The organism is Thermodesulfobacteriota bacterium, assembly GCA_030583865.1.
Taxonomy (GTDB): domain Bacteria; phylum Desulfobacterota; class GWC2-55-46; order GWC2-55-46; family GWC2-55-46; genus UBA5799.
Map to the genome: position 1 here is coordinate 213,992 of CP129479.1, position 24,083 is coordinate 238,074.

16 protein-coding genes are annotated in these 24,083 nt (G+C 59.7%); 4 read left to right on the forward strand and 12 right to left on the reverse strand.

The genetic code is table 11. The features are described from left to right. Positions 1–225 precede the first annotated feature (225 nt). The 3 genes from QY316_01035 to QY316_01045 all read right to left on the reverse strand — a co-directional run bounded on the left by QY316_01035 (position 226) and on the right by QY316_01045 (position 2,761). Positions 226–927 (reverse strand): transporter, encoded by a 702-nt coding sequence (locus QY316_01035; protein ID WKZ33023.1) that lies wholly within the window; start codon positions 925–927, stop codon positions 226–228. A gap of 126 nt (positions 928–1,053) precedes the next feature. Then, on the reverse strand, positions 1,054–1,677 hold the full coding sequence (locus QY316_01040) for a DUF5667 domain-containing protein (protein WKZ33024.1): 624 nt from the start codon (positions 1,675–1,677) through the stop codon (positions 1,054–1,056). Between the two features lie 226 nt (positions 1,678–1,903). Beyond that, the gene (locus QY316_01045; GenBank protein ID WKZ33025.1) at positions 1,904–2,761 is read right to left on the reverse strand and encodes an MBL fold metallo-hydrolase; all 858 of its coding nucleotides are present in this window, start codon (positions 2,759–2,761) and stop codon (positions 1,904–1,906) included. Between the two features lie 140 nt (positions 2,762–2,901). On the opposite strand from QY316_01045, the gene pyk reads away from it, so the two are divergent. After that, entirely contained in the window at positions 2,902–4,377 is a 1,476-nt protein-coding gene (gene pyk / locus QY316_01050; protein ID WKZ33026.1) for a pyruvate kinase, read from the forward strand. Positions 4,378–4,480: 103 nt separating this feature from the next. On the opposite strand, the gene QY316_01055 is transcribed toward pyk, so the two are convergent. The 4 genes from QY316_01055 to glgP all read right to left on the reverse strand — a co-directional run bounded on the left by QY316_01055 (position 4,481) and on the right by glgP (position 10,853). Then, positions 4,481–5,500: a DUF481 domain-containing protein gene (locus tag QY316_01055; protein WKZ33027.1), complete on the reverse strand. Its 1,020-nt coding sequence runs from the start codon at positions 5,498–5,500 to the stop codon at positions 4,481–4,483. Between the two features lie 54 nt (positions 5,501–5,554). After that, entirely contained in the window at positions 5,555–8,443 is a 2,889-nt protein-coding gene (locus QY316_01060) for a DUF748 domain-containing protein (GenBank protein ID WKZ33028.1), read from the reverse strand. Between the two features lie 87 nt (positions 8,444–8,530). Next, positions 8,531–8,974: a large conductance mechanosensitive channel protein MscL gene (gene mscL, locus QY316_01065; GenBank protein WKZ33029.1), complete on the reverse strand. Its 444-nt coding sequence runs from the start codon at positions 8,972–8,974 to the stop codon at positions 8,531–8,533. Positions 8,975–9,137: 163 nt separating this feature from the next. Continuing rightward, on the reverse strand, positions 9,138–10,853 hold the full coding sequence (gene glgP / locus QY316_01070) for an alpha-glucan family phosphorylase (protein WKZ33030.1): 1,716 nt from the start codon (positions 10,851–10,853) through the stop codon (positions 9,138–9,140). A gap of 248 nt (positions 10,854–11,101) precedes the next feature. On the opposite strand from glgP, the gene QY316_01075 reads away from it, so the two are divergent. After that, positions 11,102–13,504, forward strand: coding sequence for a transglycosylase SLT domain-containing protein (locus QY316_01075; GenBank protein ID WKZ33031.1), 2,403 nt, complete (start codon positions 11,102–11,104; stop codon positions 13,502–13,504). On the opposite strand, the gene QY316_01080 is transcribed toward QY316_01075, so the two are convergent. Continuing rightward, entirely contained in the window at positions 13,419–14,483 is a 1,065-nt protein-coding gene (locus QY316_01080) for a hypothetical protein (GenBank protein WKZ33032.1), read from the reverse strand. The two genes, QY316_01075 and QY316_01080, sit on opposite strands and share 86 nt — an antisense overlap. A 218-nt stretch (positions 14,484–14,701) precedes the next feature. On the opposite strand from QY316_01080, the gene QY316_01085 reads away from it, so the two are divergent. After that, on the forward strand, positions 14,702–15,958 hold the full coding sequence (locus tag QY316_01085) for a M48 family metallopeptidase (GenBank protein ID WKZ33033.1): 1,257 nt from the start codon (positions 14,702–14,704) through the stop codon (positions 15,956–15,958). 492 nt (positions 15,959–16,450) lie between these two features. Here the strand turns inward: QY316_01085 and otsB are convergent, their stop codons facing one another. The 4 genes from otsB to QY316_01105 all read right to left on the reverse strand — a co-directional run bounded on the left by otsB (position 16,451) and on the right by QY316_01105 (position 20,642). After that, the gene (gene otsB / locus QY316_01090; GenBank protein ID WKZ33034.1) at positions 16,451–17,236 is read right to left on the reverse strand and encodes a trehalose-phosphatase; all 786 of its coding nucleotides are present in this window, start codon (positions 17,234–17,236) and stop codon (positions 16,451–16,453) included. Continuing rightward, complete coding sequence (locus QY316_01095; GenBank protein WKZ33035.1) at positions 17,181–18,641, reverse strand: trehalose-6-phosphate synthase; 1,461 nt, start codon at positions 18,639–18,641, stop codon at positions 17,181–17,183. The genes otsB and QY316_01095 overlap by 56 nt, the downstream gene beginning before the upstream one ends. 139 nt (positions 18,642–18,780) lie before the next feature. Further along, positions 18,781–19,995, reverse strand: coding sequence for a glycosyltransferase (locus QY316_01100; GenBank protein WKZ33036.1), 1,215 nt, complete (start codon positions 19,993–19,995; stop codon positions 18,781–18,783). Next, positions 19,992–20,642, reverse strand: coding sequence for a DUF5752 family protein (locus tag QY316_01105; GenBank protein WKZ33037.1), 651 nt, complete (start codon positions 20,640–20,642; stop codon positions 19,992–19,994). Before QY316_01105 ends, QY316_01100 begins: the two co-directional genes overlap by 4 nt. Positions 20,643–20,958: 316 nt before the next feature. Between QY316_01105 and QY316_01110 the strand changes: the two genes are divergently transcribed. Further along, a complete protein-coding gene (locus QY316_01110) occupies positions 20,959–23,901 on the forward strand; it encodes a PAS domain S-box protein (GenBank protein ID WKZ33038.1) in 2,943 nt (980 codons plus the stop codon). Positions 23,902–24,083: the final 182 nt, after the last annotated feature.

Here is a 24,083-nt window from a genome sequence, read left to right on the forward strand (position 1 = left end):
ATTGACCAGCCCACATAGCCTTTATACCACAGACCGATTGCGATTTGGAGCTTAACAGTACGGGCTTTACCTGTTGAGATGACTCCACGGTCTGAAAAAAAGCCGGTCCGGATTCCCGGGCCGGCTTTTTTATATGCTTCTTGATTGCCTGCGGTATCGCCGCGGTGAGCGCGGCGGCTCAATCTCGTTCCCGCCGTGCGCTTTCATGTCCGGCTCAATTTAGACTCACATCCTCCACGAGACACTGAGGCCGAACCCGAAGTCCGGGCTCCCGTCTGACCAGCCTTTCAAAATGTACCCGGACAGGTTCAGGTCCGGATACAGCTCGCGGCTCAGGTACACTGTCGATTCGAAGGGCGCCTGGGTCCCCGGCGAGGCGGCCTGCCGCCAATCGAATATCAGGCCAGCGACCGTGCCGGAGGCATGCTTGTAGCCGCCGCCAAAGCTCGCGAAAACTGTGTCTTCCAAGGCGAAAGCGTCAGGCTCGCCAAAGACCTTGTATCCGACGGTACCGAAAAAGGTGACCTCTTCCCGGACCGTTACTGCATCGATTTGAAAGGAATAGTCAATCTCGCCCGTGCCGAGCCCCCTTGTTTCGTCAGCGGTCGGGAGCTTGACATTTGCGGCAAGGTCGACGAGGAGCCGGCTCTCCGTGAGGTCCAGAACATTATATGCCACTCCGGCCGTTATGTCCCCAATGCCGGATTCCGTGCGGCGCGCCCCGTCCCTAATGACAACCACGGGTGAACCGTTCGCCCCTCCGACCACCACGTCACCTGGGCCGGTGACTTTTATGTAGGGGATGGTGAGCCTCAACATCACCGGGCCGCTTTCGTACGCGGCGGTAACGGGTATCTGCAGTACGTCGGTCGAGGAAGAGGAGCCGTACTTGCCCGTGCTGAAGTCGAAGCCGATGCCAAGCTTCACCCGCTCCGAAACCGTTTCAGCCGCTTGAACGCCGCACACCCCGGCTGCTAAGGGAAACGCCGCTAAAATGAGACTGACGAATATTTTTTTCACGAATCGACTGGTCCCTTCTTCTGTCAAGCAGGTTCAGGGGCGCCCGGGCCGCGCGGGAATCGACGGGCGCTCTATCGCGCCGGACGGCAACCCGGCTGGACGCTCGGGCCTCTCAATGCGTACGGGCTTCTCGATGCGTTCGGGCCTGGCAGGTTCCGAGGCGCGTATCCTTTCGAGCGCGCCAAGGGCATGGTCCCGTCCTGTTCTCGACACCTCCATGGCGTGTTCGATGGCGGGCCTGGCCTCAGCAGGCACCTTTTCGAGCAGTCCGGCCAGCACCTCGGTGTGCTTCATGGTCGCGGCCTCGACCCGCTCAAGTGCGCTCCCCGCATCCATTCCCAGGCTTTGGGCCAGCTCCGCCTCATCCATCGCCGCCCTGACCGAAGCCCCATACCTGTCGGCCAGTCCCCGGGCGAGCCCGGGTTTTGTCGTGCCTATTTCCTGCAATTCAGCGAGCCTGTTCCCGGCAAACTCGGTATGCAGGGCCGCCTTTTCAAGAGGGTCTACCGCGGCCCTGAGTTTCGCCTCCTCGGTGCTTATCTTCGCCTGGTAGAGCGGGTCGTCCGGCAGGGTCCAGTCCGATGCAGAAGGGCTTGAAGTAAAGAGAACTGCCGTTACAAGGAGAGTGAGGATAAACGCTGCCGCTTTGGTTCCCATAAGCACCTCCTGTTTTTGATGCTGCCGTTTGACCCCGTCTTTGGGCCGAAGAAGGACTATACCACAATCAGACCGCCATTTGGAGCGCAGCGTTATAACACGACCCTCCCGGTTGTTTAGTGACTTTAGTCGGTGAGGATGGAAAAAATCCAATCTATGCTGCCCGGCTTCGACGCAGGCCTGCATGCATTGCGGCGCGTAAAATCGCGTTTTGCTCTTTGCAAGGTCAGATTCCTGACGGCCCCGGGCCTTGCGGCACTATCTCAAGCACCGGGTCCTTGCCGATAAACCGCACATAGCCCATTTCCATGGCCGGGTCGTGCTCGAATATGAGGAGCCATCTGTTTTCGGCGGCCTCGGAGAGGAGTTCCTTTTTGGCTTTCAGAGTGTCGAGGGGGAAAAGGTCATAGGCGGTTATGAAGGGGATGCGGAGGTGCCTCGTGGTCGGTATCAGGTCTCCAGTGAAAACGGCGGTCATGCCATCCGAGCGGACGCTCACGATCTGGTTGTCCCGGTTGTGCCCGCCCGTCCTTATGACGGATACCCCGCTTACGACCTCGCAGTCGCCTTCGATAAGCTCCAGCTGCCCGGCCTCCAGGAGAGGCAGGAAATCGTCGGGACAATAGCTTCCTCTTGTCCTTTCGTTCGGGTTGAGGGCCGCCTCCCATTCCCCGCGCTGGACGATATAGCGCGCTCTCGGGAACGCGGGCCTCAAGGCCCCGTCCTCCTTTACCGTATTGCCGCCCGCATGGTCGAAATGGAGGTGGGTATTGATGACGATGTCGATATCCGAGGGGGAGAGCCCGATAGACTCAAGCGACCCGGAGAGCGTGCGGCCCCTCTCTACAGCGTAAATGGACCTGAACCGCGCATCCCCCTTGTCCCCTATGCCGGTATCGACGAGCACGTTCTCGCTCCCGGTCTGGATGAGGAGCGGCCTTATCGAAAGTGGTATGCGGTTTTTCTCGTCCGGCTGGCAAAGGGGTTCCCACATGGCCTTCGGGACCACCCCGAACATGGCGCCGCCGTCAAGCCTGAAGGAACCGTCGCTTAATGAGAATATCCTGAAACGGCCGAAATCCATCTTTCGATTCACCTGTCTGCTTGAAATGACTTAGGGGGGCAGAGGGCAATGTAAACCCCTGGGGGAGGTTTTGTCAAGGAGGGGCCGCAACCAGTTGACTCCGTCCTTTCGGAGTGGGATAATACGCTGGACGGAAAAGTATGCCCATACCTGAAAGAAAGACAAGGATTATCGCAACGATAGGTCCCTCGTCGAGCTCGCCCGAGGTCATAGAGAAACTCATGCTCGCGGGGGCGGACGTATTGAGGCTGAACCTTTCCCACGGCACAAGGGAGGTGCACGGCAAAGTCATCTCCTCCATCCGCGCCGCCTCCAGTAAGCTTGACCTCCCCATAGCCATACTCCTCGACCTCCAGGGCCCCAAGATACGGGTGGGCCGCCTGAGAAAGCCTTCGATAGAGCTTGTCCCGGGCCAGGAGATATCCATCTCCGCGAGCGAGCCGGACGGCGACGAGCGGATGATATCCACTACCTACGCCGACCTTTACAAGGACGTAAAGCCCGGGGACAGGATACTTATGGACGACGGCCTCATCGAGGCGTCGGTAACGGGTGTCGAGGGCGATGTGATACGCGCCAGGGTCGTCTACGGCGGGGCGCTCAAGGAGAACAAGGGCATGAACCTCCCGGGCGTTGCCGTGAGCGCGCCCTGCCTTTCGGACAAGGACCTGGCCGACCTGGCATTCGGGATCGAGCAGGGGGTCGACTATATCGCGCTCTCTTTCGTAAGGAGCGCATCCGACATAGCCCGCATAAAGGGGATAATAAGCGGGTCTTCAGCCGACATCCCCGTGATAGCCAAGATAGAGAAGGCCGAGGCCGTCGAGGACCTCGACGCGATACTCGAGGAGTCGGACGGCATAATGATAGCGCGCGGCGACCTCGGGGTCGAGCTCTCGACAGAAGAAATTCCAGTGCTGCAGAAAAAGCTCATCACCAGGGCCAACGAGGCCGGTAAGGTCGTCATAACCGCCACACAGATGATGGAGTCGATGATAGGGAACCCGAGGCCCACCAGGGCCGAGGCGTCGGATGTGGCGAACGCCGTATTCGACGGCACTGACGCCCTGATGCTCTCGGGAGAAACGGCGGTCGGCGGGTGGCCAGTGAAGGCGGTCGAGATAATGGTGAGGATAGCTACGGAGGCCGAGGAGGCCGCGCTCGCCCACAAGCACCTCCTCCGGAGGAGGAAGGCCCCGGCAGGCTCGTTCTCCTTTGCACAGGCCGTGGCCCATGCCGCTACCGCGGCATCGGAAGAGGTCGGGCCCAAAGCCGTCGTGGTCTTCACGCAGACCGGGGAGACGGCCAGGCTATTATCCAAGCTCAGGCCGATAACGCCCATAATCGCATTCACGAACCAGGAAAACATCCGGAGGAGGGCCGCGCTCCTTTGGGGCGTCACGCCCTTTACAGTCGAGTTCGGCGAGCATACCGACGAGATGATATGCAGGGGGGAGGCCGCGCTCCTGGACCGCGGGCTCGCGGACTTCGGGGACACGATAGTGGTCGTCTCCGGGAGCAAGGTGGGCATGCGGGGCGCTACCAACATGATGAAGATAGACTGGATAGGGAGCGAGGAGTGCAGGGTCTATCTCAAGAGCGGCAGAGTGCCTTGACCGGAAGCTCCCTCCCCGTCTCCCCTCCTAGATCGAAGTACTATCACCCGGGACGCCAGCCCTCTCCATTCAGGAGACCCGCCCAATACGGCTCATCCAATTCTCAAAAAGAGTACTGCAGCGCGAGTATCCAGAAAAGGTCGGTTGACTTGACTCCCTCTGAAGGTTCGCTGTCGTACTCCACTATATTCGAGAGCTTCATGGCCCAGTCCGCGCCCAGCGACGTAGTTATCGCGGCCTCGTTCCGCAGCTGGTAGTCGTCGGGCTGGTCGAGCCTGTTGTTCACCACCAGGCTGTCGCTGAACTCGAGATTGCCTGATAGCTTCCACCTGAGCGCTGCCGCGGCGCGGGAAGTGGCCCAGGAGTCGTCCGCGCCGAGGTAGAGGTCCTCTGAGAAAAAGGCCGCGCCGAGCTCAAGGCGGAGCGACCGGGCGTCGTCGTCCCACACCTGGTAGCCCGCGCCAGGGCCCACGATGCTCCTGAGCTTTATGTCCCTGAACCTGTCGGAGAGCATCTCTACGCTCACGTATCCGTAAAGGCGGCCGGTGAAGAAATAATCGTATTTGAGCATCCCGTATACGTTCCGCGCCGACATGCTGCCGCCCTCCTCGGCGTAGTTATAGAGGAGCTTGAATGTGGCGCGGTCGATGTCCGACTTCTTGACCGCCTCCGCGCCTATGGAGGCGCTGGTCCTGTCCGTGTTGCCGGACTGCGAGTTCGCCCCGATGGAGACGTTGCCGGTCCACTTGACCTCTTTCGCGGGCGGGTTCAGAGATTCTATCTTGTCCCAGCTTATCGCTACAGCGCCCCTGCCCTCGCCGGGCTCGACGACCACCTGGCCGGGTGTCGTCGTGGAAAGCCTCCCCCGGACCACCTCGCCACCGGATAGATGAATATCGACAGCCTCGTCGGTCGTAATCCTCGCGACCTTGTCGGTAGTGATGCTCACGGGCTTCGAGTATGTCGTAGAGACCGTCAGGACACCGTTCTCGATCCTCGTCACCTTCCCGGTGATGGTGTCCCCGTTTTCGAGGACGACTTCATCCGCGCCGGCGGGCGCGGAGAACGCGGCAAGAAAAAAAGCGCATGCCAGGCAGAGCATGTAGATACGGCGAGTGGCCATTTGTAACCCCCATTTTTTGTATTCTCGTTACTGGCGCGGCCCGACACCCGCGGGTCACTCCAGCTTGAACTCGACGCGGCTGTCCCTGACCCCCTCCTTTTTGCCGGCTTCGAGGTCCCCTGACCAGAGGATGAAGACCCGCGAAGGCTCGACCTTGCCGGTACCCAGTATATAGTCCCTGACCGCGTTGGAGCGGCTTCCCGCAAGGCTTCTCAAATCGTCGCCGGTCGCCAGGGTATGTTCCCTTAAAAGCCTCTCAAGCTCGGGAGCCGGGAGCTTTTTCACCATGCCCAGGAAGTTCTTCTCCTTGTGGAATTCAGCCCTCTTGTAGGCGAGGAACAGATATTTCTCAAACTCGTCATTGCCGATTTCAACATCGTCGATGGAGCGGCCGCCGCCCCCTGCGGCGGCCTTGAGCTTTTCGGCCTTTAGCGCCCTCGTGAACTTCTCTTCGGCGACGGCCCTTGCGTCTTCTTCATAATCCGCGTACCCCTCGATTTCGAGCTTCAGGCCAGGCCGTTCGTAAAGCGCGGACACAAGCGCATCGAGCTTTTTGACGGAGTCCACGGTGAGCGTGCGGCTTCCAGCGGAGAACTCCACGTACCCGAGGTCTTCGCCTCCCCCGAATAGCCCTCCGATAAGCGCAAAGGGCGAGGTCACCGCCTTTTCCACGAGGTTGAAAATGACCTGCACAATGAGGGCGCCGACACTGAACTCCGGGTCGTCAAGTGAGCCGGAAAGGGGCAGGTCCAGGGTTATCTGCCCCTTCCTGTCCTTGAGGAGGCTTATTGCGAACGCGACCGGAAGCCCGGTCGCCTGCGGACTGTCCACTTTCTGCCCGAGTGTTATCTGGTCTATAAGGACCTCGTTTGCGGCCTTGAGCGCCCTTTTTTCGATACGGTAACCAAGGTCCAGGAAAATCTTCCCCTTTTCGACCACGTACCCGATGTGCCTGCCGGAATAGGGCGTGATTGAGCTTAGCTCATAGCCGTCCAGCTTGATGCGCATGTCGATGAAGAGGTCGTCCTTATTCGGGTTGATCTTACCCTCGGCCTCGAGGTGCGCGTACTTATCGACCTTGCCGGAAAGTGCCAGCTCCGCAATCCTGCTGCCGTCAAGGAAGAGCCCCCTCATATTGCCGTTAAGCCCCTCGATGCTCGTGGAAAACGCGGGCTCGACCTGCAGGTCGGTGAAATCCACTCTGCCGTTTCTGAGCGTGACAGAGTCAATCCTCATGTACGAGGGCCCGTCCGCTCCCGGCCCTGCCGCAGGGGCCGGTGCGTCCGCATTGCCGGCATGCATGGGCTTCATTATCGCGGCGACGTTCAGCCCTCCCTCGCGGCCTGTGACGACTCTCGCGTGGAAATCCGAAAGCATGACTGACCTGGCAACGAAGCGGAAAGGGGCAAGGTCGAACTCGACGCCGTTCAGGGCAAGAGAGCCGAACCTCATGAAAGGTTCGACGTTCAAGCCGTCGAGCGCTGAAAATCCGGAAAGGCCCCCGTTCCCCTTATAGGAGATGCGCATGCCCGAATGCCCGAGCCCGGCAAGAAGCTTACCCGAGGCAGAGGCCGCGCCCCTTGTGATTTTCATATCGAGAAAGCCGTCGATGTACGGCTCGAGCGGCCTTACATCCAGGGCCTCGGCTTTCAACTCGAGCTCCGCCTCCAGCGGATTAACGGAGAGGCTCCCTTCGGCCAGCACGGCCTCCCCTGAAGGCGCCCTGTAATCGAGGCGCGCCGTTCCGGGCCTGCCCGGCAGGGTGGTAAAGCCGGTCAGAGAAAAATCTACAGGGTCGAATGCGAGGCGGACGGGCCTGCTTCCCGTCAAGTCAGTAAAGGAAAGACGCGCCCTGGAGACCTCTATGCTATCGACCTCAAGGCTGGACCCGGCGTCACCTTCGCGAGGTTCTCTTTCGGCAGAACCGGGGAAAAGCGAGAGGAAGTTTATGGCGCCGTCGGCTCTCCTTACGAGCGCGATGTCAGGCCGCGAGAGGGTAACGGAAGAGAGGCGCGCCTTTCCGGCGAAGATATCGACAGAGGCGATGTCGATGTCCAGCTCGGGCGCCTTTGCGACCTCTCCGCCATGCTCGTCCCTCAGGTCGAGGTCCCTGAGCTTAAGCGCGCCCTTCAAGGCAAGCTCGGGAGACCTGTCCCTGTATTGTATGTAAGAGAGCCCGAGGTCCGCGAAAAGCGTCCCTGAAGGCATCCTCAACTTGAGCGGAACAGGGGAGTACGCGAGGTACTCGGGAAGGCTGAGCGCCTCAATGCTTATGGCGAGCGACGTCTCGAAAGAATCGGCAAAGGGCTTGCTCTCTCCCTTCAGGTCAAAAGGCGTCCCGTTCACCTTTGCCGAGAATGAAGGCTTTACGAATATTTCGACCTCGCTCGGTATGCTGGAGATGAACGGTATCTCGACGTTCATCTCCCTTACCGCGTGGGACTTGCCCTTTGGCAAGTCGATGAAATCCACGCTTCCACCGGTCACGCGGATGTTGTTGAGGGAGAACTTGAGAGGCTCCCCCGACGCCGCCTCCTTTTCATCGGGAGCACCCTCGGGGATGAGGTCGGAGAAATTATAGCTCATGTCCATGTTATGGACGGCCCTCAGGTAAGGCTTGTCAAGGGCGAGTTCCTTCACGGTGATCCCGCCCTTCAGGAGCGACCTTGCCTGCAGGTTCACCCTGAGCTCGCCGAAGGACGCGAACACCTCCGCCTTGCCGGGCTCCATGACCCTGAAGCCGGAGAGCCTGAAGCTGAAGCTGTACGGATTGAAGCGGACCTCCTCAAGAGAGGTCTCGCGCCCGAGAAGCTCCGTAAGCTTCTTGGGCGCGAGGGATTGTATAAGATACGGGACGAGGAGGAACCCCAGAAGCGAATAGACCGCAAATGAGGCGAGAAGGGCCGCGAGGAGCTTATTGTACCAGTATTTATTCCATTTCATAATGGCCCCTCGCGGGAGGCAACCGGGCAGCCGGGGCCGGCTTCAAGAGGAGAGAAGCAGGTCATGGGCGCGGCATCCGAGGCACACTCAACCGATGCCCGAGGTGCAGTGGGGGCAGCGGGTGGCCTTCAAGGGCACGACTGAAAAGCAATACGAGCATTCCTTGGTCGCCGGAGGGGGCGGCGCCGGGGCTTCGATCCAGAGGCTCCTTACGCCCTTTATGAGGAGGAACATGGAAAAGGCGACGATCAGGAAGTTGACGACCGTGTTTATGAACGCCCCGTAGTTGAGCGTGACCGCGGCGGCCTTCTTGGCTTCCGCGAGCGTGGGATAGGGGCCGGCGAATGTCCCGCTCTTGAGCGTGATGAAGAGGTTGGAGAAATCATAGCCGACCAGAAGGCCCATCGGAGGCATGAGAATGTCTGCAACGAGGGAGTTGACGATGCCGCTGAACGCCACCCCGATGATGACGCCTACAGCCATGTCGATGACGTTCCCTCTTAAAGCGAACGTCTTGAACTCCTTGAGCATTGTCTACCCGCCCCCGCTTCCCGGCAGCTTGAGATAAGTAAATGACTATGGGAATCTATCAGCTATCGCCCCTGGTGTCAAGCAGCGCTGGCTGGCGGGAAACGGGCCTTTCGGAAGGGCGGCTGGCTTTGATCGGCTGACTTAAAACGCGGGAGCGCAGAGTCTATCTTATATACGCCTCGGTCACATACCTTCTCATCATCCTGTGAGAGTTGAAGTAGTAGGCGACCTTGCCTATGGAGTTCTCCATCATCTTTATCCATATCCTGCGGTTGTCATAAAAAGTCGGGATGACGTCCTTTTCGAGCTTCCTGTAGAGGTCGTCGGCGTCCGCCTCGTCGGTCGAGAGCGCAAGCGAGCTCTCAAGCGGCTGGGGGCCTATGGACCAGCCGGTATAGCCCTCGATGTGCCCCTCTATCCACCAGCCGTCAAGGATGCTGAAGTTCAAGACCCCGTTGTGGGCGGCCTTCATTCCGCTCGTGCCCGAGGCCTCCCTGGGCCGCATCGGGGTATTCAGCCATACGTCCACGCCCGAGATCATCTTCAGGGCGAGGTCCATGTCGTAGTTCCCGAGGTACGCTATTTTGATATCGTCAGCGAGCTCGCGGGCGGTCTTTACGATGCGCTCTATATTCCTCTTGCCTTCGATGTCCCTGGGGTGGGCCTTACCGGCGTAGATGACCTGAACCTTTTTCCTGCCGATCTTCCGGAGGCGCTCGACATCCCAGAGGAGCAGGTTCGACCTCTTGTAGGCAGTGGCCCGCCTGGCGAAGCCTATGGTGAGGGTTTCATAGTCCATGCCGGCGCCGGTTTCGCCGTTCACGAAGTCTATGAGCCTCCTTTTCGCCTCCATGTGCGCGCCCCAGAGCTCTTCTTCGGGGATACGGGTTATCCTCACGAAAAGCTCGGGCTCGTTGGCCCAGCCGGGCAGGTACTTGTCGTAGAGGCGCGCGAAGGGCTCCGAGACCCAGGTGAAGGTATGCACGCCGTTTGTGATGGCCTGTATCTTGTAGCCGGGGAATAGGACCTTCGAGACCTCGCTGTGCTTCTTCGCGACCCCGTTCATGTACTGGCTCAGGTTCATGGCAAGGAGCGTCATATTCAGCTTGTTCGCGCCGCCAAGCTCCTTCAAGACGTCGAAAGGCACGTCCTCGCCGAGGACCTCCCGCACGAGGTCGTAAGAAAACTTGTCGTGCCCGGCCTCGACCGGGGTGTGCGTCGTGAATACGCAGAGGTTTTTGACGCGCTCTATGTCCCAGACCTCGCGTTCGTCCCAGACCGCCTCTATGTCGCGCTTGTATCTCTGCAGTAGTTCGAGCGTAAGGAGCGCCGCGTGTCCTTCGTTCATGTGGTATTTCTTTATCCTGAATCCCAGGGCCCTGAGCATGAGCACTCCGCCCAGGCCGAGCACCACCTCCTGCTTGAGCCTGTAGCGGTCGTCGCCGCCGTAGAGGTGGTCGGTTATGGCCCTGTCCTCGGGGGTGTTCTCCGGGAGGTCGGTGTCGAGGAAGAAGATCGGCACATTCCACTTGGTGACCAGGCTCCGTATGGAATAGACCCAGGCCTGGACAGCGACCTCCCTCCCTTCTATCGTGACCCTTATCCGCTGGGGCAGCAGCTGCATGTGCTCTGCCGGGCTCCATTTCTCCGGGTGCTCTGTCTGCTTTCCGTCCTTGTCAAGCTCCTGCCTGAAGTACCCCTTCCGGTGTATGAGAGTGACCGCCACCATGGGAAGGTTGAGGTCTGCAGCCGATTTTATCGTGTCTCCGGCAAGCACCCCCAGGCCGCCGCTATAGGTGGGTATCTCGTTCCTGAAGCCCACCTCCATTGAGAAATAGGCTATCTTGGATTCGGCTGTAAGCTCTTCAAGCAATGACATGGGTTCCCCTGAAAAGTTGGATTGTTAAAAACGAGCTTTCCCACCGCCGGGCCGGAGCAAGATATTTCCCTTATTAATTTTTTTATTCCGCCAGCCGATATATAAAAAGTTGTGTTTTATCAAATCCGTAGTCGACCGCAATTATACATCAGGACCTGCCCCGATTACAGCTTTTCCGGGCCTCGCTCGTCCTGTCCGCTCTTGAAGGAGAGCGGACTTGTGGTATAATGCGGCGGTGGAGGTGCCCGATGGCTTCGATTAAAAGGAGCCTTCATATACCGGCCCTGGTTTCCGCGCTTTCGCTCCAGCTCTTTTTTACCGGACCCGCTCACGCCTTTTTCGTAAAAACCAGCCAGGTAACGGCCCCCGAGGCCGCTCAATCCCTATTTCGCAAGGCCGGGCCTGAGCCGCTTTTCATGTTCGCGCTCAAGATGAAGGACGAGGGAAACAAGGCCGAGGCCAGGAGGTCCTTTGCGGAGGTCCGCAAGCTCTTCCCGGATTCGGCATGGGCCCCGAGGGCGGCGTTTCTCCTGGCCCTTATTGCCCTGGAGGAGGGGGACCCCGGCGCGCTTGCCTATCTTGAAGAATCCGCAGGCCTTTCGGGCATCGACGATTACCGCCTCTTTTACAGGGCCAAGGCCCTTTCCGCGCAGGGCCTCCATGCGGAGGCTGCCGGCGCCTATGAATCCATTATACTATCCTATCCGTCATCTTTGCTTGCCGAAAAGTCCCGGTATCTCGGCGCCGCGGCCCTTTTCGAGGGTGCTGCCTTCCAGAAATCCGCGGAAGCATTCGAGAAATTCCTGAAAACGCACCCTGAAGGCCCCCTTTCCGCGGACGCGGCCCTCATGCTTTCCGATTCCTACATCAAATCCGGCGCGCCGGAAAAGGGTGTTGCACGCCTTAAGGGGCTGGCGCTCGGGCAGCCTGCCGCCGCCTCCGGGCAAAAGGCCCATAAGAAGCTCGCCCAACTCGATTCAGAGGGGGTGAAGGGCGCAAAATTGACTCCTGAGGAAAGGTTCAGGAGGGCAGAGGGGCTCCTCAGGGCCGCCTCATTCGAGGCTGCCATCGGGGAGTATAAAAGTTTGAGCGGCTCGCCCGAATTCAAAGGCAAGGCGTCCGTCAAGACCGCGGTCGCGCTCGCAAGGCAGAAGAAGTACGGCCAGGCCGAAAAGCTCCTTAAAGAACATCTTTCAGCCGAGAAGCCGTCCCTTGAGGCGGAAGCGCTCTACTGGTACGCGCTGACTTCGATAAGGCAGGGAAAAGATGGCGGCGCCCTGGAGGCCCTTAAGAGGCTTTCAGTGAAATTCCCCAGAAGCGACGAGCGCGGAAGGGTTATGATGCTCCTCGCCCGCTTCAAGGAAGAAAAAGACCTTGAAGAGGCTGTGAAGCTTTATAAGACGGTAATCTCGGATTTCGCCGGCAGCCCCGTATCGGATGACGCGTTCTGGAACCTTGCATGGGGCGCGTACGCCTCCGGCAGTTATGAGGACGCCTACGAAGGCTTCTCGCGATATCTCGCTGCGAAGCCCGGCGGCAGGGATACGACGAGGTCGCGCTACTGGAAGGCCAGGAGCGCTGAGAACCTCGGGAGGGGCGGGGAGGCGGCAGGCGGGTACGAGGAAGTTTGCGCCAAGGCCCCGGATACCTTCTATTGCCTCATGGCCGCATCGAGGGCAAGGGAGCTTGAAAAACGGACTGGAGCGGTCCTGGCCGGGGCGAGGGCGATCCCGGCAAGCGCATTTAATCCAGGCACGCGGCCTTCTACCGATGGATTGCAAGGCGAAAGCGTTTTCGCGGGGGTTCCAGGGTACAGGGCTGCCGTGGAGCTTCTCGCTCTGGGCTTACGGGAGGAGGCCGCTGACGAGCTTGAGAGGATAGCGTCGCTTCATTCGGGGAAGCGGGCGGACCTTGCCGAGATCGCAATGCTCCTCTACGAGGCAGGGGACTACTACAGGGCCTTCAGGATATACAGGCTCCACCTCTCGGCGGATAGGGATTTCAACCACCTCGGGTTCCCGCTCCGGATAGTCGAGTCCGTCAGGGAGAAATCCGGAGTTCCAGTTGACCCGTTCCTGGTGGCTGCCGTAGCGCGCGAGGAGAGCCATTTCAACCCCGGCGCGGTCTCGCCCGTTGGCGCGCTCGGGATGATGCAGATAATGCCCTCGACCGGAAAGGGCATAGCCGCCAGGCTCGGAGAAAGCTTCGCGGAGGGGAGCCTTTTCGAGCCGGCCACGAGCATCAGGTTCGGGTCCTGGTACCTCGGGCATCTCCTTGAGAGGTTCAACGGCGACCTGGCGCTCGCGATATCTGGCTATAACGCCGGTCCGAACGCGGCAGAGAGATGGGCGAGGAGCCTGCCATTCGAGCTCGACGAGTTCGTGGAATCCATTCCCTATAACGAGACAAGGGCCTATTCGAAAAGGGTATTGAGGAGCTATGCCGAGTTCCTGAGGCTTGCAGGGGAGGACCCTGTCGAGCGGATAAGGAGGGTTGAGCCGTACGGCGGCAAGGCAAAAGACCCTGGCGAGGCCGACGCAAGCGGGGTAATGCCGGTTTACGCCTCTACAGGGAGCGGGCCGGGTCTTCGCCCTTTTTTCCCTTTGACCTTGCTTTCCGCACCTTTTCAGCGAGCGATTCCGCTTTTTTGATAAGCTGCCTGTTCCCCGAGAGGTTGAAGAATTCGAGGGCCTTTTCCGGCTCGTTCTCCTTCATTGCGGCATACCCGAGCTCATCCGCCCTCTTCGCCACCTTCGCCACCGGCTCGCCCTCGCCGGCAAAGGAGTAGAATTCTATGGCGTCGTACAGGTCGTTTACGGAAGTCCTTTTGACGGCATCCTCGGCCCTGCGCGCCGCGCGCGAGTAGACCCGCGCCTTTCCTGGCTCCCCGATCAGGGCGGCCCATTTCAGGGCCGACTCGAGGATAGCCAGGGATTCCTCGCAGTCACTCGTCCCGGCATACGACCGTTCCTCCTTCAGCAGCAATGAATCCAGGCTCGAGGAGGCGGCCCCCCTGAGCCCGGCCAGATGGGCCGGGTCCACGGAGTAGCCCGGGAGATTCAGGCGCTCCCTCGACCTGAAGTGCCTGAAGGCCCTTTCGGCTGAATCAAGGTCGGCAGGGGCTGATTTCACGGACTTCATGACGAGCGAGTCGGATTCCCTGTAATTGTAAGTGGCCTCATACCAGTCGTACGCGCCGGCTGAGCGCTCGATCTCAACTCTCATTCCGCCGGAGGATGCCACGCAGAGCCCGGGCACGGCCGTCTCGTACGGGTTAGGCGAAATCAATATGTGCCTGGCCCATCTCCGGCAGTCCTCGTCAGGCACCCTGGCCAGTATGTTCTTCCCGGAAAAAAACCTGCCTTCCTTTTCGGCAGATGACCCCATCCTGGCGCCGATGCGCTGAAGGCCTTTTCTGGCCTCGGCGCGTTTTCCGCAGAACGAGTCCGCTGCCCTGAAAAAAAGGAGCGCCTCCAGCGCGTGCCCGGCCTTTTCCGCAGCCAGGCCGTTTTCAAGATAGGAGTCGAGCTTCTCGACGTCAGCGTGGTTGCACATGGCGTCGCCGTAAGCGTGGCCCGAAAAGGTTAGGGCCGTGAAGATGACGATCATAGACTTTGAAAGGATTCCCATGCGCGAGTCAGCATTCGGGCGGCCACGGCAGAGGCTGCCCGCTCTCTTTTTCTGGATGATAATGAATACAGGCCGGCGGCCGGATGCCCGCCTGTCATTTCGGTTTCAGGTTGGACTGGGACATGCTATCCTTAGCACGACCAGGGCCGTCTGTCAAGGCGTAACGCCCTGCCGTGGCGCGGCTTTGAGCCCCGGGAATTCCGGTGTACAATCAAGGTATGGACCCTTCGCCTGCGCTTATCTTCATAGTGGGACTGTATCTGGCCTCAACGGGGGCCGGTCTTGTCCTCGAATTTCTGAACATCAGGAGGCTTAACGAGAGGTGGGGCGAGGTGCCGCCCGGCTTCGAGGGGCGCATCGACCGGGATTCCCTCGCGCTCTCAAGGGAATACACGGTCGAGAACGCAAGGCTCGCGATGGCAGAGAAGCTCGCCGGGTCTCTTGCCTCGGCCGTTTTCGTGCTATTCCTCCTCAAGCCCTATGACAGGTGGATAGATTCGCTGGGGGGCGGCTTCATAGCATCCGGGGCGGTCTTTTTCATGCTCCTTCTGCTTGCGGAGACCCTGCTGAGCGCGCCTTTTGCCTTCTGGCGCGTCTTCAGGATAGAGAGGAAGTTCGGGTTCAGCGCAATGACCCCGGGGCTATGGGCCGCCGACCTGGCCAAGTCCATAGCCGTCTCGTCGGCGCTGGCCCTCCTCTTCATATGCGCCGCGCTCTGGATAGTCTCACTCAGCCCGGGGCTATGGTGGTTCTGGCTATGGCTCCTTTTCATCGGGTTTACGGTATTCATGATGTACGTTTCGCCGCACCTGATAGAGCCGCTTTTCAACAGGTTCGACGAGGTCGACGACCCGGGCCTCAGGGACGGCATAAGGGAGGTCCTTAAAAAAGCCGGCATACGGGCCGGCAAGGTCCTCAAGGTGGACGCATCGAGGCGCACCTCGCATACGAACGCCTATTTCACCGGGATAGGGAGCGTAAAGAGGATAGTGCTCTACGATACGCTTTTGGAAAAGCTCGGGAAGGAGGAGATAATCTCGGTCCTCGCCCACGAGGCCGGACACTGGAAGGGGCGCCATCTCCTCAAGGGCCTGACAGCGACGGCGCTCATCGGACTCGCGGCGCTACATGTCTCCTACAGGGTGATTGGAAGCGGACTTCTCGAGAGGGCCTTCGGATTCGAGGGCGCCTCGCTTTACGCGCAAATCGTGCTCCTGGGCTTACTCGCATCCATAGCCGCCTTCTTTTTTATTCCCGTTTTCACGTGGCTCTCCAGGCGGCGAGAGATGGGGGCTGACCGGTTCGCAGCCGAGATTAGCGGCGACCCGTCCTCGATGGCATCGGCGCTAATTAAGCTATCCAGGGACAACCTCTCGAACCTGCACCCGCACCCGCTTTATGCCGCGTTCCACTACTCGCATCCGCCAGTGGCCGAACGTGTAAGGGAATTGCGGAAGACTGGAGAGGGAACCTGAGCCTCATAGTAATGGGAGCGAAAGGCCCTAAAGCAGGCGGCTTTCGGCATGAGCAAAAAACTTTTTCCGCGCTGCCGCGCGGTTTTCGAGGGCAAGGCTCGCTTGCTAACCCCCTCCCCCACCCCGTGAACGGACCCCTGAAGTCGCTTCGCTCCTGGCTTCCCCGGCCCGTTCACGCTCCGCCTCCCTTATGCAGCGCTCGCCTTACCCTCCGGGGTTTGTTTCAAGACAAAAAAGGACTTTTACAGCACTTTTGTTTTTGCATTTAAAACAACCCAGGGCATAAGGCGGAGCGAACATAGGGTTGGAGGAGGGGCGGGCGAGGCGGGGCAGCAGGAGCGAGGCCAAAGGCCGAGCGACTTAAGGGCCGAGCCCGGAGGATGGAGGCGGAAGGGAGCGGAGCCTTATGCCCAAAAAGAGCGCGGCAGCGCGTGAAATAGGTCTTTTCGAGAGAGACCGATTTGATCCGAACACAAAAGGCCGTGGTTACCCTCAGCGCGCCGCCTCATGGGTGTCGAGCAGGAGCTTAAGGAACATCTTTACCTCGTCCTGCGCTATGAGGTGGAAGGCGGCCTCATCTGCCTCGCACCCCACATGCACCGAGAGCCCTTCAGGGCCGAGCGCCCTGTAGGCGTCCTTGTCGGTCTCGTCGTCGCCGATAAAGATGGGCGTCGTGCCCCTGAAGCGTTTTCTGCCGAGCATCCAGAGTACCGCCCGGCCTTTGTCCCAGTTGACCCTGGCCTTTATCTCGAAGGCCCTCTTGCTCTCCGCGAGGCGGACCCGGCCCCGCGAAAGGGCGGGAGCTACGGCCTTGTCGAACCCCTCCTTGAAAAGGGGGAACTGCCGCGAGCCGAGAAGCCTGTAGTGGACGGTGTGCGAAGCACCCTTGTTTTCGAAAATCACGCCCTTCCACCTCTCCTCCAGCTCCGAGAGCGCGGGCGCGAGCCCGTCCAGCTCTTCTCGCGCGGCGCGCCCTATGTCGTATGTCATGGTGAAGTCCGGAGCGGCGGCCTCAAGGCCGTGGTTCCCGGCGTACGCGACCCCGTCGATGCCGACTAGGGACATTATGTCCGCAAGGCCCCTGCCCGAGACTATCGCCACCGGCATGGAGACGGCGAGCGTCCTGACGAGCTCCTTCATCTGGAAGGAGAGGCGCGCGTCCTCGGGCCTGCCGGCCACCGGGGTAAGCGTGCCGTCATAGTCGAGGAAAAGGGAGACGTCCCTATCTTTTAAGCACGACCGCGCTTCCTCCATGGATTTCAGAAGGTATCTGCTCATCCTGTATCCTTTTCATCGCCGAGAATATGTCTTCCACCCAGCGGTAGATGTCGTGCTTTCTCACGTGCGCCCTGGCCTGCAAGAGCTTCCTTTTCCTGCCTTCAGGGTCGGTCTCCAGGGCGGCCTTCATCGCGTCAACGCAGGCCTCGGTGTCGTAGGGGTTTATGACGGTAACGCCCGGGATCTCCTCTGAGGCGCCGGCGAACTCGCTTATGAGGATGCTCCCGGAGAGGTCGAGCTGGGAGGCGAGGAACTCCTTGGCGACGAGGTTCATGCCGTCATAGACGGAGCTTATGACCCCGAGGTCGGCCCTCCTGTAAAGGGCGGCAAGCTCGGTGTGCGAGAGGTTCGAGGTGATGTACTCGACGGGCCTCCAGCCGTCGCTTCCGAAACGCCTGTTTATGGATTCCACCTTGCGCTCGACCCGCTCCATGTAGCTTAGGAAGGGCTCGACCTTCCGGGTGGGGACCGCGACCTTTATGAACGTGAACTTTCTCCTGTACCTGGGGTATTTGGTGAAGAAGAGCTCAACCGCCTCAAGGCATTTTATTACGCCCTTGGTGTAGTCGAGCCGGTTGACGCTAAGGCCCAGCTTGAGGTGCCCGAGCTCCCGCTTCCTCAAAAACCTCGTTATGAAGGATTCTGCTTCAGGTGAAGCGGCAGCGGCCTCGAACCAGCCGAAGTCCACGCTAATGGGGAAGGTCCGGAGACGCGTAAGCCGTCCCTTATGCCTTATTGCGCCTTCGACCGGGTCCACCTCGGCGCCCAGTTCCCTTTCCGCGCAGGTCATGAAATTCTGCATGAAACTCGGGAGCTGGAAACCCAGCAGGTCGTTCGCGAGGAGCCCTTCGAGCAGCTCCTTTTTCTGCGGGCATATCCTGAAGACCCCGTGGGGCGGCCAGGGTATGTGCCAGAAGAGCGAGACGAAAGCCTCAGGCCGGAGAGCCCGTATCCCCGCAGCGGCAAGCGCAAGGTGGTAGTCCTGCAGCCATATTATCGAGTTTTCCCCGGCTTCCTCGGCAACGGCCTTCGCGAAAAGACCGTTGACTCTCGTATAGCTCCGCCAGTACGAGCGGGTGAGGTAGATCCTGTCGAGAGTTATATGGCAGAGCGGCCAAAGGAACCGGTTGGAGTATCCGTTATAGTAGCCTTCGATGTCGTTTGAGCTCAGGGGAACAAGGCGCAGGGTGTAGGACGGGGAGTCGGGCGGCACCTGGATCCTGAGCGGCCCGTCTTTCTTATCGCCTTTCGGGTTTGAGGCTATCCAGACGCCCCTTGTGGCCTGCATCAGCGGGTCGAGCGCGGAGACCAGCCCGCCCACGGTCTTCTGGAGTCTGCCCTTGTTTAGGCTGTAAGGCTCCCGGTTTGAGACGATGATTATTTTTTTTTGGTCGAGTCCTTCCATAAGTAAGCTTCTTTTTCCTGCCCGCCACGAGAACAGGCCAGCATCTATTTTAGCGGTTAAGGGCAGGAATGCAACACTTAATAGATTTTATGAAAAGAAAACAGGGGGTTAGGAGGTGTTCAGGCGGGGTGGAGGGGCCTCAGATATAGATCACCTTCTCATCCCTTCTTTCAAGGGCTGTCCAGATCCCGAGGTAGTTTCTGATGTTGCGGGTCGTAAGGAAGTTCCTCCTGATATGTTCCCTCCCTGCCTCGCCCATCCTCTCCGCCCTTTCCGGATTCTCAAGGAGCTGCCGTATCCTGTATGCGGTCCCTTCCACCGAATGGACCAGGAACCCCGTGACGCCTTCGATGACCTGGAGCGGTATGCCGCCCGCGTCACCGGCTATCACCGGCTTTTTCTTCCAGAGCGCCTCTGCGACGACCAGGCCGAAGCCCTCGCGGGTCGATTTCTGAAGGACTATGTCGGCCCCCCTCTGGAGCGCGTTCACCTCCCGGTCGCTGAAGGGCGGGAGAAGCAGTATGTGTATGTCCGGGTCGCCTGCCGCTTTTTCCTCGACCTCGGCGAGCACCTTCTCTCCCTCGGGGTCGTCTGTCGCGGTCCCTCCGGCGAGGACAAGCCTGCAGTCGTGGTATTTTTTCGCGAGCTTATAAGCCTCTATGACGCCCAGCGGGTCCTTGAACGGGTCGAACCTCGAGACCTGCAGGAGCACAGGCTTGTCGAGCGGCACGCCGAGCCGCTCGTATATGCCCCGCACCTCCTCGTCCTCGATGTGGACGTTCTTTTCGGCAAGGGGGTCTATGGTGGGCTGTATGAGAAATTGGTGGATGGGGAGTGACTGGGCGAAGTTCGCGACCGAGAATATCGACCCGTCGTACTTTTCGACCATGTCCTTCAGCTGGTGCCAGGTGCTCCTGTCGGGCGAGGAGATGTCGATATGGCACCTCCATATCCAGGTGCCCCTTTTTCTGTAATCGATGAACATGGCAGGCTGCGGGTCGTGGATTACGACGAAGTCCGCGTCAAGGTCTATCCGCCCCGCATTCTCCCTGTTCACGCGGGCGTATTCCTCCCACATATCCTTCGTGAGTGGCCTCCCCCTGCCCTGCAGGGAATTATGGATGTTCTTCGTTACCTCGAAGAAGGGCCGGTCTGCCTGCATGACCTCCCACCTTACGTCCAGGCCGATGTCCTTGAAAAGCGGCACCATCCTGGTGAGGAGCTCCGCGACCCCGCCCCCTGCAGCTGTCGAGTTCACGTGGAGCATCTTCCTGCCCGCGAGGACCGAGGCCATCCGCTCTATCGCGCGGAGGTCCCCGGGCTCGGCTATGCCTTCGTAGTCCTTGAGGCTCACAGCGCCTCCTCGATAAGCGCGGCTATCTTGTCCCTGAGCACCTCGGTCGAATACATATAAGGGTCGAGCGATTTTATCCTTGCCGCTATGCCGGGGCGGTTGAGCGAGGTGGAAAGGTATTCGCTGAAGTCGTCCGTCGGCCTGCCGAGCCTGAGCCTTGCCTCGTAGAAATGGAAATATATGCTCGAGAAGTCGACCTCCCGGAGCTTCTGCAGGAAATCGTGGAGCTGGGGCCCGGACTCCATGGAGGTCGGCAGCACTATCGTGATGCCTTCGTTGAACATGAACTCGCGCCCTGGCAGGACCGGCCTCGGGGGCGGGTAATTATCGAGGTACTCGTGTATTATCCTCATGAGCTCGGAGCGAAGGTCCTCTGTTTTCGCGAACTCGAACGGGTTCACGTTCGCGAGCGCCTCGGCCAGGAGCGGCTCGCCTAGCGATTCCGAGACCCATACCGCGAAGTCGTTCGGGAACTCGGGCTCTACCGCGTGCGGCTTCAGGAAATACTGGTGCATGTGGTGGAAGATGGACTCGCGGCTTACGTCCTTCATTATGTCCAGGAGGTCGAGGATGTCCGCGGCCTTGCGGCCGGTAAGGGTCGTGAGCGCGAAGCACTCGTAAAACCTGAATGTCTTCTCCTCTGCCATTTGTCCCCTGTTATGCGCATGTAAGGCCCGGCAAATAACGGCGGTCCTTTTATCTGACCGTAACAGAGCGATTGCGCCATGTCAAGGATAAGCGGGCCGGCTGTCCGGAGATTAAAAATGGCCTGAACCCCGCCGACTGCGCGGATTCGGGCTATAATACCTCGTTGGAAATCCGGTATCAGCGCCGTTTAATAAAGACGGTGCGCAAGATGCGGCGTCAATCTTCCATTTAGGCCTGTTGCAATAAAACATTTAAAAGCTCAACGAGACTTGTTATATTTGGGAAGGCTCGGAGCGCGCGCGGGAGGTGAAGAGAATGGTGAACAGGGACTCCGGTATCGACTTCATCGGGCAGGTGCCCTGGGGCACGCATCTCTGCCAGTTCTACGGCACGGAAAACGACCACATGGACATGGCCGTCCCTTTCATAGCCGCGGGCCTCAAGTCGAACGAGCGCTGCGTCTTCATAGCCTCCGGAAGAGAGCAGCAGGAACGCGCGCTAAAGGCGTTAGAGAGGGCGGTCCCCGAGCTCGAGAAGCGCATATCAGGGCGTGAGCTCGAATTTCAGGGCCATGAGTGGTATTGCAAGGACGGGTCGTTTGAGCCCGAAGAAGTAATCCGCTCCTGGACCGAGATGCACGACAGGGCATTGAAGGCCGGATTCGAGGGGCTGAGAGTAGTCGGCAACACGCTCTGGCTCGAAAAGAAGCTCTGGAAGAGCTTCATGGAATACGAAGAGGCGGTCAGCGGCGTAATCAGGAAGCTCAATATGCTGGCCCTCTGCACCTACCCGGTCGGAGCGTGCGGGGCCGCGGAGCTCCTGGAAGCGGCCGCGAGCCACAAACCGGCCATAATAAAGTGCAACGGGCAATGGAGGTCGATAGAGGGCTTAGGGCATAAGGCCTCCGAGAGCGCCCTCAAGGAAAGCGAGCGCCGGTACAGGCTCCTTACGGAGTTCACGTCCGATATCGTCTTCAGGATGTCCATAAGGCCGGACGGCGGGCTGGACCTCGAGTGGATAACCGAGGCCTTTGAGAACGTATCGGGGTACGGCAACTGGGAGATATCCTCCTCCGAAAGCCTTGAGAAGCTCATTCACCCGGAGGACGCGCGGGAGTACCGGGACATGCTCGCGTCGGTATTGTCCGGCAGGCAGTCGGATTCGGAGGTCAGGTACATTTCCAGGGCCTCGGAGGTCCGCTGGCTCAAGCTCTATGCCCTGCCCGAATATTACGAGGGGACCAGGATAATAAAGGGGGTAATCGGGCGCGGCAAGGACATAACCCGGAGGAAAAGGGCGGAGGAGAGGCTTAGGGACTCCGAAAGGAAGCACAGGGGGCTCTTCGAGTCCATAAGCGAAGGGATACTGGAGACCTCGCTTGACGGCGCGGTCATCGACTGCAACCAGGCCTGCCTGGACATGCTCGGCTATTCGAGGGACGAGCTGAAGACGCTCTCGATCTCCGGGATTGCCGGGCCGCCGAAAGGGGGGGCATCGGATGAAAGCCCGTCCGGCGAGCGCGAATACGAATACGAGTGCCGCAGGAAAGACGGCTCAACCGTCCCGGTCTGCCAGAGGACCATGCCCATAAGGGACGCGTCAGGCGCCGTCGTCGGCGCGTGGCTGGTGCTCAAGGACCTTTCTCCCCTTAAGGAGGCCTGCAGGGAGCTCGACGCCAGGGTAGAGGAGGGGACCCGTGAGCTTAGGGAACTGGTCTCAATCCACAGGGCGGGCGAGGAGCGCTTCAGGGCCCTGGTCGAGACGACGAGCGACTGGGTCTGGGAGACCGATCCCGAGGGCGCGTACACATACGTGAGCCCGAAGGTCCTGGAGTTACTGGGCTACAGGCCGGAGGAGGTGGCCGGGAGAAACAGGTTCGATTTCATGGCCCCGGACGAGGCGCAATGCATGAGGGCCGCCTTCAGTGAGATAGCCGCGGTCAGGAAGCCCTTTTCTCTCGTCGAGATCCGGAAGACAAGGAAAGACGGAAGGATGGTCATCATCGAGACGAGCGGCGCGCCCATACTGGACCCCAACGGGAGCCTCCTCGGCTACAGGGGTGTCGACAGGGACATAACCGCAAGGAAGGTAGAGGAAGAGGAGCGGGGCAGGATACAGGACCAGCTCATCCAGTCCCAGAAGATGGAGGCCATAGGCGCCCTTGCCGGAGGCATAGCCCACGACTTCAATAACCTGATGGTGGTCATAAAGCTCAACGCCGAGCTTGCCCTGAAACGAGAGCAGCAGAAAGGCGACATAAGCGCCTTCCTCGAGCAGATAGGCATAGCCTCGGAAAGGGCCGAGAACCTTACGAGGCAGCTCCTCATATTCAGCCGAAAGCAGCCCACCCAGACGAGGGCCCTGAACCTCAATGCCAAGGTCGACAACATGCTCAGGATACTCAAGCGACTCATAGGCGAGAATATCCGCATAAAGACCTTCTTCGACCCCGGGATAAAGAAGATAAGGGCAGACAAGGTCAATATCGAGCAGATCGTAATGAACCTGGTCATAAACGCCAGGGACGCGCTCCCGAGGGGCGGGACCATTACCATAAGGACCGACAACGTCGAGGTCTCCGGGAGCGATTCGGCCCGGACAGCCTCTCTCTCGGCCGGCGCATACGCCAGGCTGACGGTGGAGGACGACGGGGTCGGTATTGAAGGCGGCGTCATAAGGCGCATCTTCGAGCCCTTTTTCACCACCAAGGGCCCGCGCGGCACAGGCCTAGGCCTCGCCGTAGTACACGGCATAGTTAAAGAGCTCAAGGGCTGGATAGACGTGGAGAGCAAGTCCGGAGCGGGCGCCAGGTTCGAGGTCTATCTGCCGGCCATGGAATGGATTGAGGAGGCGGAGGCAAAACGGCCCCCCGAAGGGCCGCTCCTGGGCAAGGGCGAAAGGGTGCTCGTCGTGGAGGACGAGAAGCTCCTCCGGAAAAGCGTTGCCGTTGTGCTCGCACGGAACGGCTACAGGGTCTTCGAGGCCTCCTCGGCAAAGGAAGCCATCGAGCTCTTTGAGAAGGAGAAGGGCATCTTCGACCTCGTCTTCAGCGACATGGTCCTCGAGGACAAGGACGGGGTGCGCCTCGTCGACGACCTCCGGGCAAGGAACTCCGCCTTCAAGGCGCTCATCACAAGCGGGTACCTGAACGTTGAGTCGCAGTGGCCGGCCATAAGGGACCGTGGGTTCAACTTCCTCCAGAAGCCTTACGAGGTGACCGACCTCCTGAGGTCGATACGGAACGCCATAGAGAACTGACCCGGAAGGTCCCGGGTTTAATCGTCGTGTTCCTGCGGGACGGATTTTCACTGCGGCCGTCATTCATTGCGAGGAGCGAATCGACGAAGCAATCTCAGCGCGCCTGATTTCCGAAAGATGAGATTGCCGCGCCCGCTCGCAACGAAGAGCGCTTGAATCGGTCGGGGTTTCACAAACGACCC